The 13,668-nt window shown below is 73.7% G+C and carries 11 protein-coding genes; 3 read left to right on the top strand and 8 right to left on the bottom strand.

Annotation, left to right across the window (positions count from 1 at the left end; all coding sequences use genetic code 11):
• Positions 1–31 precede the first annotated feature (31 nt).
• Together ACFQPP_RS04970 and leuS are read right to left on the bottom strand one after the other, a co-directional pair.
• Positions 32–583 carry a KH domain-containing protein gene (locus ACFQPP_RS04970; protein ID WP_376915447.1) on the bottom strand — a complete coding sequence of 184 codons (552 nt, stop codon included), beginning with the start codon at positions 581–583 and terminating at the stop codon, positions 32–34.
• A gap of 175 nt (positions 584–758) precedes the next feature.
• On the bottom strand, positions 759–3,359 hold the full coding sequence (gene leuS / locus ACFQPP_RS04965; RefSeq protein WP_376915446.1) for a leucine--tRNA ligase: 2,601 nt from the start codon (positions 3,357–3,359) through the stop codon (positions 759–761).
• A gap of 92 nt (positions 3,360–3,451) precedes the next feature.
• On the opposite strand from leuS, the gene ACFQPP_RS04960 reads away from it, so the two are divergent.
• Entirely contained in the window at positions 3,452–3,922 is a 471-nt protein-coding gene (locus ACFQPP_RS04960) for an SRPBCC domain-containing protein (RefSeq protein ID WP_376915445.1), read from the top strand.
• A 21-nt stretch (positions 3,923–3,943) separates the two neighbouring features.
• Here the strand turns inward: ACFQPP_RS04960 and ACFQPP_RS04955 are convergent, their stop codons facing one another.
• On the bottom strand, positions 3,944–5,263 hold the full coding sequence (locus ACFQPP_RS04955) for an anthranilate synthase component I family protein (RefSeq protein ID WP_376915444.1): 1,320 nt from the start codon (positions 5,261–5,263) through the stop codon (positions 3,944–3,946).
• Positions 5,264–5,275: 12 nt separating this feature from the next.
• Between ACFQPP_RS04955 and ACFQPP_RS04950 the strand changes: the two genes are divergently transcribed.
• Positions 5,276–6,079, top strand: a complete 804-nt coding sequence (locus ACFQPP_RS04950; protein ID WP_376915443.1) for an aminotransferase class IV — start codon at positions 5,276–5,278, stop codon at positions 6,077–6,079.
• Complete coding sequence (locus tag ACFQPP_RS04945; RefSeq protein ID WP_376916753.1) at positions 6,076–6,714, top strand: DedA family protein; 639 nt, start codon at positions 6,076–6,078, stop codon at positions 6,712–6,714. Before ACFQPP_RS04950 ends, ACFQPP_RS04945 begins: the two co-directional genes overlap by 4 nt.
• A 3-nt stretch (positions 6,715–6,717) precedes the next feature.
• Here the strand turns inward: ACFQPP_RS04945 and cydC are convergent, their stop codons facing one another.
• The 5 genes from cydC to ACFQPP_RS04920 form a co-directional block, all read right to left on the bottom strand.
• Positions 6,718–8,328 (bottom strand): thiol reductant ABC exporter subunit CydC, encoded by a 1,611-nt coding sequence (gene cydC, locus ACFQPP_RS04940; protein WP_376915442.1) that lies wholly within the window; start codon positions 8,326–8,328, stop codon positions 6,718–6,720.
• A complete protein-coding gene (locus ACFQPP_RS04935) occupies positions 8,325–9,926 on the bottom strand; it encodes an ABC transporter transmembrane domain-containing protein (protein WP_376915441.1) in 1,602 nt (533 codons plus the stop codon). Before ACFQPP_RS04935 ends, cydC begins: the two co-directional genes overlap by 4 nt.
• 107 nt (positions 9,927–10,033) lie before the next feature.
• Positions 10,034–11,068, bottom strand: coding sequence for a cytochrome d ubiquinol oxidase subunit II (gene cydB / locus ACFQPP_RS04930; RefSeq protein WP_376915440.1), 1,035 nt, complete (start codon positions 11,066–11,068; stop codon positions 10,034–10,036).
• Complete coding sequence (locus ACFQPP_RS04925; protein ID WP_376915439.1) at positions 11,068–12,477, bottom strand: cytochrome ubiquinol oxidase subunit I; 1,410 nt, start codon at positions 12,475–12,477, stop codon at positions 11,068–11,070. The genes cydB and ACFQPP_RS04925 overlap by 1 nt, the downstream gene beginning before the upstream one ends.
• Positions 12,478–12,632: 155 nt before the next feature.
• A complete protein-coding gene (locus ACFQPP_RS04920) occupies positions 12,633–13,559 on the bottom strand; it encodes an ABC transporter substrate-binding protein (protein WP_376915438.1) in 927 nt (308 codons plus the stop codon).
• Positions 13,560–13,668: the final 109 nt, after the last annotated feature.

The raw sequence follows: 13,668 nt of genomic DNA, 5'->3' as shown, positions 1-13,668 counted from the left end.
CGGGCGGGCTGTGCGGGAGCGGCCGGAGCGGTCAGCGCGTGCGCGCCCGCGCCTCCACGAGGCGCACGGCATCCTCCGCGGCCTTCCGATCGCTCGCCGAGGCGCGCACGACGCCCGTCGACCGATCGATCGCGATCCTCGCGCCCGTGCGCCGCTGCAGCTCGCCGATCGTCGCGCCGCGCGGCCCGATGACCGCGCCGACCGCGCCGCGCGGGATGCGGCCGACGGCGACGCGCTGCCACGCCGTCGACTTCACGACGACGTCGCCCTCCGGCGGCCAGGGTGCGACGACCCACACCTTGAGCACGTCGTCGCCGACGTCGCGTTCGAGGCGGACGCTGCCCTCCTCGGCATCGTCCTCCGCGCGGTCGGGCGCACGCACCGTGCCCTCGACGTCGGCGATGGCGACGCCGCGCTGCGCCATGCGCTCGCGCGCGTGCGTCGTGAGGCGGACGCCGACGCCGGACGGCGCACGCGGCGGCCGATGGCGCGCGGGCCGGCGCCTGCGCCCCGTCAGCGCGACGAGCGCGATCGCGACGAGCAGCACCGCCGCGATGGCGACGCCGATCACGGGAACGTCCACGGCGGCCTCCTCACCCATCCATCACCCACACGGCGGCCCACGTGGACGTGCGCTTCGCAGGCGATCCCGGCAGCGAGGGGAAGAGATACCCGTTCGCTGCCGGGATCGCCTGCGAGACGCGAACGACGAGCGGCGACCAGCGGCGACCAGCCTCCGCTGGCTGCAGCGTCCGGCGTCAGCGCACCACGAGGTTCACGAGCTGCGGCGCGCGGACGATCGCCTTCACGATCTGCCCGTCGCCCACCGAGCGCACGACCCCCGGCAGCTCGCGCGCGAGCGACTCGAGCTCGTCGGCGCCGATCGATGCGGGCACCTCGATGCGGTCGCGCACCTTGCCGTTGACCTGCACGACCGCCGTCGTCGTCTGCTCGACGAGCAGCGTGGCGTCGGACTTGCGCCAGCCGGCGTTCGCGATCGACGGCTCGTGGCCGAGCCTCGCCCACATGTCCTCGGCCGTGTACGGCGCGTAGAGCGACAGGCCGAGCGCGATGGCCTCGACGGCCTCGCGCACCGCGGGGTCGGCAGGGCCGGCCGCGCCGTCGACGGCCTTGCGGGTCGCGTTCGTCAGCTCCATGAGGCGGGCGACGACGACGTTGAACTTCAGCGCCTCGATGAGCCCGGGGGCGTCGCGCCAGAAGCGATGCGTCTCGCGGCGCAGCGCGGCGTCGCCGCCCTTCGCGTCGGCGCCCCTCGGCGCCGCGACCTCGCCGGAGAGACGCCACGCGCGCGCCAGGAACTTCTGCGCGCCGGCGGGGCTGACGTCCTTCCAGTCGATGTCGTCCTCCGGCGGACCCGCGAACGACATGGTGACGCGGATGGCGTCGACGCCGAAGCGGTCGAGCTCCTCCGACAGCGTGACGAGGTTGCCCTTCGACTTCGACATCTTCGCGCCGTCGAGGATGACCATGCCCTGGTTGAGCAGCGACTCGAACGGCTCGGTGAACGAGACGTGGCCGAGATCGAAGAGCACCTTCGTGATGAAGCGCGCGTACAGCAGGTGCAGGATGGCGTGCTCGACGCCGCCGACGTAGCGGTCGACGGGCGCCCAGCGGTCGGCCTGGCGCGGGTCGAACGCCTGCGTGTCGTCGTTCGGCGAGAGGAAGCGCAGGAAGTACCACGACGAGTCGACGAACGTGTCCATCGTGTCGGGGTCGCGCTGCGCGGGGCTGCCGTCGACCGGCGAGGGCACCTGCATCCACTCCGTCGCGCCGCCGAGCGGGCTCGTGCCCTTCGGGGTGAGGTCGAGGCCCGAGGCATCCGGCAGCGTCACGGGCAGCTGCTCGAGCGGCACGGGCACCATCTCGCCGTCGGCCGTGTGCACGATGGGGATGGGCGTGCCCCAGTAGCGCTGGCGCGAGATGAGCCAGTCGCGCAGACGATACGTCTTCGCGGCGCCGCCGATGCCGCGCTCCTCGAGCATCGCGATCGCACGGGCGATGGCGTTCTGCTTCGAGAGGCCGTCGAGCGGGCCGGACTGGATCATGCGGCCCGAGCCCGTGAGCGCCTCGCCCGTGACGCGCGGGTCGACGGGCTCGGCCTCCTCCGGCATGATCGCGTTGCCGTCGTCGTCGATGGGGATCATCGGCATGACGCCCGTGACGGGCGCGTTCGTGTCGAGCACGACCTTGACGGGCAGGTCGAACGCGAGCGCGAAGTCGAGGTCGCGCTGGTCGTGCGCGGGCACGGCCATGACGGCGCCGTGGCCGTAGTCGGCCAGCACGTAGTCGGCGGCCCAGATGGGCAGGCGCTCGCCCGTGAACGGGTGGATGGCCTCGCGCCCCAGGGGCACGCCCGTCTTCTCTCGCTCGGTCGACTGGCGATCGATGTCGCTCATGCGCTGCGTGCGCTGCAGGTACTCGGCGAACGCGGCCTGCGTCGCCTCGTCGGCACCGGCGACGAGCTCGGACGCGAGGTCGGAGTCGGGGGCGACGACCATGAACGTCACGCCGAAGAGCGTGTCGGGGCGGGTCGTGAAGACGCGCACGGGCTCGTCGCGGCCCTCGATGGCGAAGTCGACGTCGGCGCCCTCGGAGCGGCCGATCCAGTTGCGCTGCATGCGCAGCACCTTCTCGGGCCACCGGCCCTCGAGCTGGTTGAGGTCGTCGAGCAGGCGGTCGGCGTAGTCGGTGATCTTGAAGAACCACTGCGTCAGCTGCTTCTTCTCGACGAGGGCGTCGCAGCGCTCGCAGTGCCCGTCGATGACCTGCTCGTTGGCGAGCACCGTCTGGTCGTTGGGGCACCAGTTGACGTTCGCGGGCTTGCGGTAGGCGAGCCCGGCCTTGAACAGCTCGAGGAACAGCCACTGGTTCCACTTGTAGTAGCCGGGGTCGGACGTGTGCAGGATGCGATCCCAGTCGAACGCCGTCGCGTAGCGGCGCATCGAGCGCTTGTGCTGCTCGATGTTCTCGTTCGTCCACTCGGCCGGGTCGGCGCCGCGCCTGATGGCCGCGTTCTCGGCGGGCAGGCCGAACGAGTCCCACCCGATGGGGTGCAGCACGTTGAAGCCCTGCTGGCGCCAGTAGCGCGCGAGCACGTCGCCGTAGGCGTAGGACTCGGCGTGGCCCATGTGCAGGTCGCCCGACGGGTACGGGAACATGTCGAGCACGTACCTGCGAGGACGCGAGTCGGCGTCGTCGTCGGTCGCGAACGGTCGAAGTCGATCCCACTCCTGCAGCCATCGCTCCTGCATCGCGTGGACGTCGTACTCTTCGCTCACCGGTCGTCTCCTGGGTTCATGCGTGCGGGCACGGCGCGCGAGCGCGCGCGAGCACCGCATCCGATCCTACGGCCGCGATGGCCGACGCACCTCGCCCGCTGCATGCGCCGGAGGCGATGCGGTGGCAGACTGGGCCGCTGGAAGGGAGCGTGGTGCCCGGGTTCGACAATCCGCCTGCGACGATCGACCTGCATGACCATCGCGTCACGCGCATCGTCACGGTCGACGCGACGCCGGATGCGGTGTGGACGTGCATCACGCAGCCCGAGCATCTCTCGCACTGGCTCGGCGACATCGCCGCCTTCCCCGAGGGGCTCGTCGCCGGCGCGCAGGGACGCTTCGCGTGGACCGGCGAGGTCGTGCTCGCCGCGCGCGTGCTCGACGCCGTGCCGGCCGAGCGGCTGTCGTTCGAGTGGTCCGAGGGCGTGCTGGGAGCACGGGCCACGCAGGTGACGTTCGCCCTGAAGCCGACCGAGGGCGGCACGCTCGTGCACTTCGAGGAGCGCGGCTTCCAGCTCGAGGGCTCGCAGTCGCAGGTGCGTGCGTCGCTGCGCGCGCTCGCGCAGGGATGGACGGTCGAGCTCGACGAGCTCGTCGCCTACGCCGAGTCGCGCGCCGCCTGAGCCGCACCGCCGCGCCGGGCGTCAGCGCGGCACGAGGGCGCGCACGAGCGCCTCGGCCTTGAGCGCCACCTCGTCGACCTCCTCCTCGGGGACGGAGAGCGCCGTGATGCCGCCGCCGACGCCGATCGTGGCGCCGTCGTCGTCGGCGACGATCGAGCGGATGACCATGGCGAGATCGCACGCGTCGGCGGCGATCGCGCCGAAGCATCCCGAGTACACGCCGCGCGGGCCGGACTCGTACGCGCGCAGCAGCTCGACGGTGCGTCGCTTCGGCGCACCCGTCATGGAGCCCGCCGGGAAGGTCGCGCGCACGACGTCGACGGGCGTCGTGCCCGCGCGGATGGTGCCGGCGATCGTCGAGACCAGCTGGTGCACCGTCGGATACGTCTCGATCGCGAGCAGACTCGTGACCGCGACGGTGCCCGGCTCGCACACGCGCTGCAGGTCGTTGCGGCACAGGTCGACGATCATGACGTTCTCGGCGCGCTCCTTCTCGCTCGTGCGCAGCTCCTCGGCGAGCGCTGCGTCGTCGCCGCCGCTCCCCCGGCGCCTCGTGCCCTTGATGGGGCTCGTCGTCACGCGGCCGTCCTCCACGCGCAGGAAGCGCTCGGGGCTCGCGGAGGCGAGCGTGGTGCCCGCGATGCGCAGCAGGCCGCCGTGGTGCGCCCGCGCGGTCGCGCGCAGCCGGAGGTAGGTCGCGAGCGCGTCGATGGGGCCCGTCTCGAGCGCGGTCGTGAGGCACAGCAGGTACGAGTCGCCGTCGCGGATGCTGCGCTGGCAGGCGGCGATCGCCTCGAGGTACGCCGCGGGCTCGTCGCGCCACCGCACGCTCGCGGGCGCCGCGTCGGCGTACCAGGGCGGCGCCGCGGGCGCCGGCAGCCGCTCGGGCTGGGGCAGCCGCGACTGCAGCTGCGCCCGCTGCGTCTCGTCGTCGACGACGAGCCAGGTCGACAGCCGGATCCACGCGGCATCGGGATGGCGTGCGGGCGCCTGCGCGCGGTCGGCGTCGACGCCGAGCATCCGCACGCCCGCCTCGTAGCCGAGCCACCCGATCCACGCGCCGCCCTCGGCGACCGCAGCGTCGAGCGCGGCGAGCGCGTCGCCGGCGACGACGACCCCGTCGCGCGTCGCGACCCCGTCGCGTGCGACGAGCGTCGCATCGCCGACACCGAGCACGTGCCTGCCGCCGGAGGCCGAGTCGAGCCACACGACGTCGCGCGGCGCGTCGCCGTCGCGCATGGCCCACAGCGCCGTCGCGATCGTCGCGGGATCGGCGTACGGCACGTCGATCGCAGACGTCGCCCCGAGCCAGGGCATGAGGAGCCCATGGGCAGGTGCCATACCCTCGATCCTATGAGCGGGGCTGCAGCGACGACGCGCGCCGGCGGCTGGGCGCTCGCGTTCGACGGCGACCGCTTCGCACCCGTCGAGGCGCCCGCGGGCGACCCGCTCGTCGCCGACTCGTGGCTCGTGCGCGACGGCGGCGTCGTCGGATGGGCGACGCACGTCGACCGCTTCGTCGCGTCGGCGACGGCGCAGGGCGGCGACGCGGAGGTCGCTGCGCGCGCAGCGGCCGCCGTGCCGCACGCCGTGCCCGCGACGGGCACGTGGTTCCCCCGTCTCGACTGGGTGCGCGACGCGGAGCGCGACGCGCCGGTGCTGCACGTGCGACCCGCGCCGACGCTCGGCCGCCGCGTGCGCGTGCGCACCGCATCCCACGACCCGCGCACGACGCCGACGATCAAGGGGCCCGACCTCACGGCGCTCGGCGCCCTGCGCGCCGAGGCTCGCGCGCACGGCGCCGACGAGGCGGCGATCGTCGTCGACGGCCGCGTCGTCGACGGTGCGACGACCGCGTTCGCGTGGTGGCGAGAGGGCACGCTGCGCATGCCGCCCGGAGAGCGGGAGCGCGTCGCCTCCGTCACCGCGGGCCAGCTGACGACCCTCGCGCTCGCCCTCGGCACCCCCGTGGTCGAGGAGGACGCGACGCCCGCATCCCTCGTCGACGCCGAGGTCTGGGCCGTGAACGCCCTGCACGGCGTGCGAGGCGTCGCCGCATGGGCCGAGGCCGACGGCACGCACCACCCGCTCGCGGCGCCGACGCGCGCCGACGCCTGGCACGCGGCGCTCGAGCGATTGCGGCGCCCGTGGACGTGAACGCCTGGATCACCGCGTTCCTCGACACGGTGCAGTCGGTCGACCCGTGGCTGCGCACCCTCATCGCGGGCGTCGCCATCATGCTCGAGACGAGCGTGCTCCTCGGGCTCGTCGTGCCGGGCGACACCGTCGTCATCGTCGCCGCGACCGGCATCGAGGACGCCGCGCAGTGGGGCGCGCTCGTGGCGGCGTGCATCGTGGGCGCGCTGCTGGGCGAGTCGTTCGGCTTCGCCATCGGGCGGTGGCTCGGCCCGCGCATCGACGTCTGGCTCGCGCGTCGCTGGCCGCGCGCCGCCGTGCGATGGTCGCGCGTCGAGCGCTACCTGCGCAGGCGCGGCGGGCCCGCGATCCTGCTGTCGCGCTTCCTGCCCGTCGCCCACTCGCTCGTGCCGCTCGTCGTGGGCACGAGCGGCATGCGCTATCGGCGCTTCATGGCGTGGACGGCGCCCGCCTGCGCCGTGTGGGCGCTCGCCTACGCGAGCGTCGGATGGCTGGCTGCCGGATCGTTCCGCGAGCTCTCGGATCGCCTGCACGGCGCCGGCTACCTCTTCGTCGCGATCATCGCGGCCTTCCTCGTGGTCGCGTGGCTCGCGAAGCGCTGGCTGCTGCGCCGCGAGTCGCGCCACATGGACTGACGCTCAGCCCGTCGTCGCCGCCTCGAGCGTCACGGTGCGCGTCACGAGGTCTGCGGGCAGCGGCGTGTGGCTCGTGACGAGCACGATGCGGCCGGATGCGCGCGCCGCCTCGAGCATGCGTCGCACGAGCGGCATGGCGACCGCGTCGTCGACGTTGGCGGTCGGCTCGTCGAGCACGAGGATGGGCGGTGCGGCGAGCAGGGCTCGCGCGAGCGCGAGGCGCTGCGCCTGGCCGCCGGAGACGAGCGCCGCGCGATCGCCTGGCATCGTGTCGAGGCCGTCGCGGCCTCGGGCCCAGTCGGCGAGCCCGACGTCGTCGAGCGCTGCCCACAGGTCGTCGTCGGTCGCGCCCTCGCGCGCGAACCGCAGGTTCTCGCGCACGCTGGTGTCCAGCAGGTGCGGCAGCTGCTCGACGAGCACGATCGACGTGCGCACGGCATCGGGATGCAGGGTGCGCAGGTCGACGCCGCCGACGGTCGCCGAGCCCTCGTGGTCGAGGAAGCGCACGAGCGCGGCCGCGAGCGTCGACTTGCCGACGCCCGACGCCCCGCGGATGGCGACGACGTCGCCCGGCTCGGCGACGAGGTCGACGGGCGCGAACGCGGGTCGCGCCCCCGGCCACGCCGCGGTGACGCCCGCGAGGCGCAGCGTGCCACGCGGCGGCACGTCGTCGCCGACCTCGGCGGGCACGTCGACCGCGGCGGTCGCCGCCTCGACGCGGGCGCGGCGGATGCGCGACTCGCGCAGCTGCAGCGCCGCGGCGGGCACGGCGCCCCACACCTCGAAGAGCGCGAGCGGCACGAGGGCCACGAGCGCGACGAGCCCGCCCGCCAGCGCTGCGCCGTCGAGCAGCACCAGTGCCGCGACGACCGCGAGGCCGCCGACGGCGACGATGACGGCCGACCCCGCCCCCGCGGCGAGCGCGAGCCTGCGGCTGCGCTCCCCCAGCCGGCGCTCGAGCGCGAGGATGCGCGCGGCCTCCGCCTCCCACGCGTCGAAGGCGACGAGCAGGTCGCGGGCGCGCAGCGCCTCGAGCAGGCGCGCATCGAGCTCGGCGGCGAGCGGTGCGACCTCCTGCTCGGCACGCGCGGCGACGCGGACGGCGAGCCACGTGGCGACCGCGCCGCTCGCGGCGAGCGCGACGAGCACCATGGCTCCGGCGGCGAGGTCGATGGCCGCGACGACCGCGACGGTCGCGACGCCGCATGCGACGGCCGTGACGAGCGGTCCGACGGCACGCAGCGGCCGGTCCTGCAGGCGGTCGACGTCGGCGACGACGCGTGCGAGCAGCTGCGACGACCGTGCGCCCGCGCCCGCGGGCAGCGCGGGCCGCAGGCGGTCGAACAGCTCGACGCGCTCGCGCGTGAGGTCGCGGAACGCGGCCTCGTGCGAGACGAGCCGCTCGAGGTAGCGCAGCGCCGCCCTGCCGATCGCGAAGGCGCGGACGCCGACGATCGCGATCTGCAGGTGCAGGATGGGCGGCTGCGGCCACGCCGACGCCAGCAGCCAGCCCGCCGTCGCCATGAGCGCGATCGAGGCGAGCCCGGTGGCGGCGGCCGCGGCGTAGCCGAGGAGGCGCGCCGAGCGCACGCTCCACTCGCGCACGGGCCTCACGCCCGCACCTCCGGCGGCGAGGCGCGCACGACCGGCTCGACGACGACGTCGGCCGCGGCGACCACCGCGGGCCGGTGGCTCGCGACGACGACGATGCCGCCGGCGTCGGCGAGCGCCCGCAGCCCTGCGACGACGTGCGCCTCGTGCGCGGCGTCGAGGGCGCTCGTCGGCTCGTCGACGAGCAGCACGCGCGCGCCGTCGAGGTGCCTGCGGATGGCGCGCGCGAGCACGACGCGCTGCACCTGACCGCCGGAGGCGCCGTGCACGCCGCCCGTCGCCGGATCGACGGACGTCGCCGGATCGAGGTCGACGCCCGCGAGCGCCATCGCCTCGGCCACGTGCGCGTCGTCGCCGCCGAGCGCGACGTTCTCGCCGACGGTGCCGGAGACGAGCGCGTCGCCCGAGCGCTGCGGCGCCCACGCGAGATCGGCGCGCGCCACGGCTCGACCGTCGAGGCTCGCGGAGCCCTCGGCGTCCGCGGTGCCGAGCAGGGCGGCGAGCACGCTCGACTTTCCGACGCCCGACGGCCCGTGCAGGCACGCGAGCGTCCCGGGCACGAGGGTCGCCGTCACGGCACCGCCCCCGTGCCGCGCAGCGAGGTCCACGAGCACGAGACCCCCACCCGCCTCCGGTCGCGCATCCGTGGCCCTCGGGCGCGCGGCCGACTCGCGCTCGAGCATGTCGAGCACGCGCCCCGTCGCCTCGACGCCCTCGGTCGAGGCGTGGAACGCCATGCCCACGAGCCGCACGGGTGCGAAGGCGTCGGGCACGAGGATCAGCACGCTGAACGCCGTGGCGAGCGGGATGTCGCCCTGCAGCAGGCGGACGCCCACCGACACGGCGACGACCGCGATGGCGATCGACCCCGCGAGCTCCAGCACGAGGCTCGAGAGGAACGACACCCGCAGCACGCGCATCGTGCGCGCGCCGTGCTCGGCGCTGCGCGTCTCGACGAGGGACCTCGCGCGCCGATCGCGGCGGAAGAGCTTGAGCGTCGCGAGGCCCTCGAGGGTGTCGAGCGTGGCGGCGGCGAGCCGCTCGGTCTCGCGCCACTGCGCACGCTGCACCGACTGCGTCGCGAGCCCGATGAGCACCATGAAGACGGGGATGAGCGGCAGGCACGCGGCGACGGCGATGCCCGAGAACGGATCCTGCACGAGCAGCGCCACGAGCACGACCGGCACGGCGAGCATCGTGCGCGCCAGCTGCGGCAGGAAGCCCGCGAGGTAGCCGTCGAGCGCGTCGAGGCCGCGACCGAGCCCCGTGGCCGCCGCGACGGGGTCGGCGACGCCGACCGCGCCGATGCGCTCGAGCGCCCGCGCACGCAGCTGCGAGCGCACGCGCACCGATCCGCGCGTCGCGAGCACCTGATCGAGCCAGCCGAGCCCGGCGCGGGCCACGATGGCGGCGGCCGCGACGACGAGCGGCTGCCACGGCTGCCCCTCGGCCCCGCCGAGCACGATCGCGATCGCGAGCCCCGCCGCCGCCGCGAACGCGACGATCGCGACGGCCTGCACGACGGCGATGGCGCCCGTCGCCGCGAGCAGCGCACGAGCGGCGGATGCGACCTGCAGGAGGCGGGGATCCAGCGGCCGCACGTGCCCTCCGTCTCCTGCTGCCGCGCGCCCCGACGGGGCTGCGCGGTGATCTCATCCTACGATCGGGCGGCGTCGTCGCTCCGCCGCCCGCGGCCGCCGCGGTGCCGCTAGTGGGCCGCTGCCGCGATGGTCTCCCGCAGGATGCGCTTGCGGAACACCCAGTACGTCCAGAGCTGGTAGCCCGCGATGAGCGGCATCGCGGCGAGCGCCGTCCACGACATGACCTGCAGCGTGTACGTCGAGCTCGACGCGTTGCGGATCGTGAGGCCCACGAAGTCGCCGACGGGGTTCGACGCCGGCATGACGTACGGCCCGCCGTCGCGCAGCGCGAGCGCCAGCAGGATCGTCGCGACCGCCGCGGCGATCGCGATCGCCGTCGCCGCGAACGCGACGCCCTCGCGCGCGCGCAGCGCCGCGAGCAGCGCCACCACGAGCGCGATGGCGGCGACCGCGGCAGCGGCGACCACGCCGGGCGCCGGCACGATCGCGATCGTCCACGCGAGGAAGGCGCCGCCGACGACGATCGCCGCGGGCAGCGCGATCCGCGCCATCCGGATGGCCCGCTGCTGCAGGTCGCCGTCGGTCTTCAGCGCCGTGAAGACGACGCCGTGCGCGAGGCACAGCGCGACGAGCGCGAGCCCGCCCAGCAGCGCGTACGGGTGCAGCACCCCCAGCAGGCCGTCGGTCATGAGCGCACCGCCCTGGTGCGGCTCGAGCGCGACGCCGTGCGCGAGGTTCGCGAACGCGACGCCCCACAGCAGCGGCGGGAGGATCGAGCCGGCGACGATGCACGCATCCCACGTGCGCCGCCAGCGCGTGTCGTCGTGCTGATGCCGCCACTCGAACGACACGGCGCGCACGATGAGCGCGAGCAGGATGAGCAGGAGCGGCACGTAGAAGCCCGAGAACATCGTCGCGTACCACTCGGGGAACGCGGCGAAGAGCGCGGCGCCGCCGATGATGAGCCACGTCTCGTTGAGATCCCACACCGGCGCGATCGTGTTGATCATGTGGCGGCGGTCGACGTCGTCCCTCGACAGCAGCGGCATGCTCATGCCCACGCCGAAGTCGAAGCCGTCGAGCACGAAGTAGGCGACGAACATGACGCCGACGATGGCGAACCAGAGCAGCTGCAGATCCATCAGTACACCGTCACGGGCTGGGCGGGGCGGCCGTCCTCGTCGAGGGCGGGCGCCTCGGGCGGGCCGGCCTGCGCCGCCTTCCGCATGAGCGAGACGTTGATGACGCCGAGCACGCCGTACACGACCGTGAACGCGATGAGCGACAGCAGCACCTCGCCGCCCGTGGTGCCCGGGCTGACGCCCGCCTCCGTCGGCAGCAGCGAGAACACGAGCCAGGGCTGCCTGCCCATCTCGGTGAAGATCCAGCCGACGACCATCGCGAGCAGCGGCAGCGGCAGCGTCCAGATCGCCACGGTCCACGCCCAGCGCGGCACGTCGCGGCCCCTCCTCGTCAGCCACAGGCCCACGAGCGCGACGAGGCCCGTGACGGCGCCGAGGCCGATCATCCAGCGGAACGACCAGTACGTGATCCAGATCGTCGGCGTGTAGTCGCCGGGGCCGAACGCCTCGACGTACTCGGCCTGCAGGTCGTTGATGCCCTCGACCGTGCCGTTCGGATCGTGCGTCGAGAGCAGGGCGAGGAGGTACGGGATGCGGAACGAGAAGATCTCGCTCGATCCGTCCGGCGTGCCGATCGAGAAGACGGAGAACGACGCGTCGGCCCCGCTCGCCGTGTCGTACAGCGCCTCGGCCGCCGCCATCTTCATCGGCTGCGCCTCGACCATCGCGAGCGAGACGGCGTCGCCGGCGACGAACGTCAGCGCCGTCGACACGAGCGTCGTCCACAGGCCCACGCGCAGCGCCTTGCGCATCGTGTCGACGTGCTGCCCGCGCTTCAGATGCCAGGCCGCGACCGCGACGGCGACCGTGCCCGCGACCATGAACGCGCCGAACAGCGTGTGCGGGAACGCCGCGAGGGCGACCGGGTTCGTGAGCACGGCGCCGATGTCGGTGAGCTGCGCGCGCTGCAGCTCGTCGTTCATCTCGAAGCCGACGGGGTTCTGCATGAAGGCGTTCGCGGCGAGGATGAAGTACGCGGACGCGGCGGTGCCGAGGCCCACCATGTAGATGCACGCGAGATGCACCTTCGGGGGCAGCCGATCCCAGCCGAAGATCCACAGGCCGATGAAGGTCGCCTCGAACGCGAAGGCGATGAGGCCCTCGAAGGCGAGGGGCGCGCCGAACACGTCGCCGACGAAGCGCGAGTAGTCGGACCAGTTCATGCCGAACTGGAACTCCTGCACGATGCCCGTCGCGACGCCGATGGCGAAGTTGATGAGGAACAGGCGGCCGAACCAGTGCGTGAGGCGCAGCCATGCGAGCTCGCCCGTCTTCAGCCATGCGGTCTGGAAGCCTGCGACGAGCCACACGGTGCCGAGCGTGATCGGCACGAACAGGAAGTGGTAGATCGTCGTGAGCGCGAACTGCCAACGCGCAAGGGACAGGGGGTCGAGCAGCTCGTCTGCCAAGGTCCACCTCGCGTCTGGCCAGGATCTCCCTCGATCTTCCTCCCGAGGCGGCCCCCTCGCATCTGTGCGACACGGTAGCGAGCGCTGTGCGACGCAGAAGCGGGGGCTGTGCGTCGCCGATGCGACGCACAGCCCCCGCTGCGAGGCTCGGGCGATCAGCCCTCGATGAGGCCCTTCTCGACGAGCCAGTCGGTCGCAGCGACCGCGGGGCTCGCCGCCTCCGAGCCCTCGACGCGCGTGCGCAGCGCGATGAGGTCCTCGGTCGTGAGCTCGGCGGAGACGCCGTTCAGGATCTCCTCGATCTCGTCGGTGGCGACGGTCTCGGCGATGACCGGCACGATGTTCTGCGCCGTGATGATCTGCTCGGGGTCGTCGAGCACGACGAGGTCGTTCTCCTCGAGGGCCGGGCTCGTCGTGTAGATGTTGGCGACGTCGATCGTGCCGTCGACGAGCGCCTGCACGGTGTCGGGGCCACCGAAGTCGGTGTACTGCGTGAACTCGACGTCGGTGACGCCGTACACGTCGGCGAGGCCCGGCAGGCCGTACGACAGCTCGCCGAACTCGGGGTTGGCGCCGAGCGTGAAGGGCTGCACGTTCGCGAGGTCGGCGATCGACTCGAGGCCGTTCGCCTCGGCGTACTCGCTCGTGACGACGTAGGCGTCCTGATCCTGCGCGGAGGCGAAGTCGTACGCGACGATGCCCGTGCCGTCGAGCGCGTCGTCGAGGGCGCCCTCGATCTCGTCCTCGCTCGTGACGGTCGACTCCTCGTCGAGGAAGGTCAGCAGGTTGCCCGCGTACTCGGGCTGCAGCGTGATGCCGCCGTCCTGCAGGGCGGCGAACGTCTGCTGGCGCGTGCCGATCGAGAGGTTGCGCTCGACCTCGTAGCCCGCGTCCTCGAGCGCCTGCGCGTAGAGCTCGGCGAGGATCTCGGCCTCGGGGAAGGAGTTCGAGCCGATGACGAGCTCGCCGTCGGCGGCGGGCTCGCCGCCTCCGGAGGAGTCGGTCGGGTCGGTCGTCGCGCAGCCGGCGAGGGCGACGCCGGCGACGAGCGTGAGCGCGATGGCGCGAAGGGGACGCTGCATGGGAGCTCCTCAAGGGGGAAGGGATCTCCATGCAAGCATCCGCCGGTGACATCCGCACCGCCCGGATAGGCCCTTGACGCGGTGTTACGAATGCGACATGCGATCGCAG

It is taken from the genome of Agrococcus sp. GCM10030265 (genome assembly GCF_042666675.1).
In the GTDB taxonomy this organism is placed as follows: domain Bacteria; phylum Actinomycetota; class Actinomycetes; order Actinomycetales; family Microbacteriaceae; genus Agrococcus.
The sequence above is the reverse complement of the archived record's forward strand: the minus strand, read 5'-3'. Positions and strand labels throughout refer to the sequence as shown.

Excerpts from the sequence above, each read along its gene's own strand:
- ACFQPP_RS04955 (WP_376915444.1), bottom strand. The coding sequence starts at position 5,263 with ATGGCACCTGCCCATGGGCTCCTCATGCCCTGGCTCGGGGCGACGTCT.
- cydB (WP_376915440.1), bottom strand. The coding sequence starts at position 11,068 with ATGGATCTGCAGCTGCTCTGGTTCGCCATCGTCGGCGTCATGTTCGTC.
- leuS (WP_376915446.1), bottom strand. The coding sequence starts at position 3,359 with ATGCGGTGCTCGCGCGCGCTCGCGCGCCGTGCCCGCACGCATGAACCC.
- ACFQPP_RS04920 (WP_376915438.1), bottom strand. The coding sequence starts at position 13,559 with ATGCAGCGTCCCCTTCGCGCCATCGCGCTCACGCTCGTCGCCGGCGTC.
- ACFQPP_RS04950 (WP_376915443.1), top strand. The coding sequence starts at position 5,276 with ATGAGCGGGGCTGCAGCGACGACGCGCGCCGGCGGCTGGGCGCTCGCG.